The sequence below is a fragment of the Bartonella sp. CL162QHHD genome, from assembly GCF_042195435.1.
In the GTDB taxonomy this organism is placed as follows: Bacteria; Pseudomonadota; Alphaproteobacteria; order Rhizobiales; family Rhizobiaceae; genus Bartonella.
Genome location: NZ_JBHIOG010000009.1, coordinates 1 through 4,162, shown reverse-complemented (window position 1 = coordinate 4,162; position 4,162 = coordinate 1). Strand labels below are relative to the sequence as shown.

At 40.1% G+C, this 4,162-nt stretch carries 1 pseudogene; it reads left to right on the top strand.

From position 1 onward, the window contains the following. Positions 1-4,162, top strand: a pseudogene (locus ACFILD_RS00960) (hypothetical protein); the annotation flags it as partial.

The window sequence follows — 4,162 nt, the reverse complement described above, 5'->3', positions numbered from 1 at the left end:
TGTTTCTAAAGATTCAACGGATGCTGTCACGGGTGGTCAGCTTTATTCGCTGAACGAACAACTTGCAACCTATTTTGGTGGTGGTGCTGGTTATGGTGAGCAAGGACAGTGGAAAGCTCCAAGTTTTAAGGTTACGACAGTTAAGGATGATGGTAACTCTGAAGAGAAAACTTATAGCAATGTGGCGGATGCTTTGGCTGGAGTTGGTAATTCTTTCACAAATATTAGNGGTTATGATGAGCAAGGACAATGGAAAGCTCCAAGTTTTAAGGTTAAGACAGTTAAGGATGATGGTAAATCTGAAGAGATAGACTATGGCAATGTGGCGGATGCTTTGGCTGGAGTTGGTAATTCTTTCACAAATATTAGAAATGAGATTAGCAAAGAGATTAATAATGAGATTGCCAATGTGAAAGGTGATAGCCTTGTTAAGAAAGATCAAGCAACCAAATTTATCACTATTGGTAAAGAAGTAGAAGGCAGTGAAATCAATATCGCTAATAGTAGCAAAGCAGATCGAACTCTTTCTGGTGTGAAGGCAGCAACGAAGAATAATGAAGCGGTTAATAAAGGTCAGCTAGATAAAGGTTTAAAGGATCTTTCTACCAGCCTTCAGTCTGATGATTCAGCCGTTGTTCATTACGATAAACAGAAGGATGGTGCCCCTAATTATATGAGTATAACTTTGGGTGGTAAAGACAAGACACCTGTTGCACTCCATAATGTTGCTAAGGGTGTAATATCTTCAGAATCCTATGATGCAATTAATGGTCAGCAGATTAATAAAATAGGCGGTGATATTGCTAAGTTCTTAGGTGGGAATGCAGCTTTTAGTAATGGTGCTTTCAGTGAACCATCTTATGGGGTACATGACATTAGAAAAACTGGTGATGTAGATGTATCGCCAAATAGTCATCATAATGTTGGTTCAGCTCTTTCGGCGCTTGATTATAGCCTTGGGAATGTGAATACGCGTATAACGAATACGATCAATGATTTTAATAAAAAAATAACTGATAGTTCTCAACATATTGAGAAAGATGCTTTGTTATGGAATGATGAAGCCAATGCCTTTGTCGCACAGCATAAAACGGAAGAAGGTAAAAAGGAAAACAGCAAGATCACATCGCTGGCTGATGGTTCTATAGTATCAGGTTCGAGCGATGCTGTTACGGGTGGTCAGATTAATACCATAGCTGCAAGTTTATCAAAGATTTTAGGTGGCAAATCATCGTTTAGTGCTGATGGCACTTTTACAGTTCCCAGCTATGACTTATCGACAGTTTCTAAAGACGGTGAGGTAACAGATAAACCGTATGAAGGTGTTGAAAAAGCCTTTAAAGGACTTGATACAAATATCAAGACTGTTAACGCTCGCATTAAGGAAGTCTCAGAAGGAGTTGCACAAGATTCTTTATTATGGAGTAATGAGAGTAACGCCTTTGTCGCACAGCATAAAACGGAAGAAGGTAAAAAGGAAAACAGCAAGATCACATCACTTGCGGCTGGCTCTATAGTATCAGGCTCGAATGATGCGGTTACGGGAGGTCAGCTTCATACCATAGCTGCAGATTTATCAAAGATTTTAGGTGGCAGCGTATCCTTTGATGGTGAGAAGTTTAAAGATCCCACTTATACGGTGTCGAAAGTTTCTGAAGATGGTGAAGTGACAAGCGAATCCTATAATGATGTAGGCTCTGCTTTTGCAGGAATTGATACGAACTTCATAAATGTGAATAAACATCTGTCTAATGAGGTCAAAAAGTTTAATGAAAAACTAAGTAATATTACGCAAGAAGTTCAAGGCGATGCGTTGTTGTGGAGTGATGCTGAAGGGGCCTTTGTGGCACAGCATGGAAAAGAAGATAAAAGAGTGAGCAGCAAGATTAAACATCTTGCCAACGGAGACGTTAGTGGAACTTCAAGCGATGCTGTAGCAGGAAATCAGCTATATGCTCTAGGTGACAGTGTTGCGCAGTCTTTAGGTGGTCATGCTAGTTATGCCGGTGGCGCTTGGACAGCTCCAAGCTTCAAGATTAAGACCATTAATGAGGATGGTACTAAAGTTGAAGAGAAGAAGTATAATACTGTATCGGAAGCTTTTGAGGGTGTAGGAACATCTTTTGAGAATCTTCAAAAAGAGTTTACCCAAAACAACACGGAGGTTACTGAAAATATTAAGCAGAATGCATTGTTGTGGAGTGATTCTGACAAGGCGTTTGTAGCAACACATGGAGAGAAGGAAAGTAAGAGTAAGATTACATTTCTTTCCAATGGAGAGGTTTCTTCAAGCTCAAGTGATGCGATCAATGGTTCTCAGCTTTTTGAGACGAATAAGACTGTTGCAACTTATTTAGGTGGTGGCGCTGAATATACAGAAGGTAAATGGACGAATCCTAAATTCACGGTCAAGACCTTTGATGCTGATGGTGGATCTAAAGATCAGAATTATCCTGATGTAGCGAGTGCTTTAACAGGGGTTGGTAGTTCTATCACAAATGTTAAAAATGAGATTACAAAACAAATTAACAATGAAATTAACAATGTTAGAGGAGATAGCCTTGTTAAGAAAGATGCAGATACAAATCTTATCACTATTGGTAAAGAAGTAGAAGGCAGTGAAATCAATATAGCCAACAAGACTGGTACGGATCGGACTCTTTCAGGTGTTGGTGAAGCAACAAAGGATAATGAAGCTGTTAACAAAGGTCAGCTTGATGCAAGTCTGAAGGAACTTTCTAGCAGCCTTCAGTCTGATGATTCAGCTGTTGTTCATTACGATAAAAAAGATGGTGATAATGGCGGCATTGATTACACGAGTGTGACTTTAGGTAAAGGTAAGGATGCAGGACCAGTTGCACTTCATAATGTAAAAGATGGTGCCATTGGTGAGAGTTCACATGATGCGATTAATGGTAGTCAGATCAACACAATTTCTCAGAATGTAGCTAAATTCCTTGGTGGTGATGCAAAATTTGTTGGCGGTACGTTTACAGGACCAACCTACAAGTTATCGAAGGTTGATACGGATGGTTCGGTAGCAAGTGCTAGTTTTGAAAATGTTGGTAGCGCATTTATTGGTCTTGATGATAATATCAAGAATGTAAATGCACGGATTAAGGAAGTTTCTGAAGGGGTAGCGCAGGATTCTTTGAGTTGGAGCAAGGAAGCCCATGCGTTTGTCGCGCGTCATGAGAAGAAGCAAGAAGAAAAAGGCAGAGCTGTAAGGACACAAGAAAACAGTAGAATTACGTTTCTAGCAAATGGTGAGATTAGCGCTAAATCAACAGATGCTGTAACGGGTAGTCAGCTTTATTCAATGAATCAGACATTTGCGACGTATTTTGGTGGAGGAGCAGGTTATGATAAAGATGGACAATGGAAGGCTCCAAATTTTGTAATCAAGAAAGTTAATGCAGAAGGGACAGAAAGTGAAGAAAGTTATAAGAGTGTAGCGGAAGCACTTTCTGATATTAGTAGTTCTGTCACGAATGTTCATCATGATGTAACCAATGTAGTGAGTGAAAGCCTTGTCAAGCAGGATGATGAGACGGCTCCTATCACTGTTGGTAAGGAAACAAATGGCACTGTAATTAATGTTGCAAACAAAAGCGGTGTGAAACGGGTTATTTCTGGTGTAGAGGATGCAAAAGATAATAATGATGCCGTTAACAAGGGTCAGCTTGATGCAAGTCTGAAGGAACTTTCTAGCAGCCTTCAGTCTGATGATTCAGCTGTTGTTCATTACGATAAAAAAGATGGTGATAATGGCGGCATTGATTACACGAGTGTGACTTTAGGTAAAGGTAAGGATAAGGCGGCTGTAGGTCTCCATAATGTTGCCGATGGTCAGATTGCCAAGGGTTCACATGATGCAATCACGGGCGGTCAGATTAATAAAATCGGTGAGGATGTAGCTAAGTTTTTAGGTGGAGAAGCATCCTTTAAAGATGGAGCTCTTACACAGCCAAGGTATAAATTATCGCATATTTCTGAAGATGGTCAGGTAAGCACGAGCGCCTTTGATGGTGTAGGTGGTGCGTTTGAAGGCCTTGATGCAAATATAAAAAATGTGAATCAGCGTATTAAGGAAGTTTCGCAGGGAGTAGCGCAGGATTCTTTGAATTGGAGTAATGAAGCCAATGCGTTTGTAGCTAAGCAT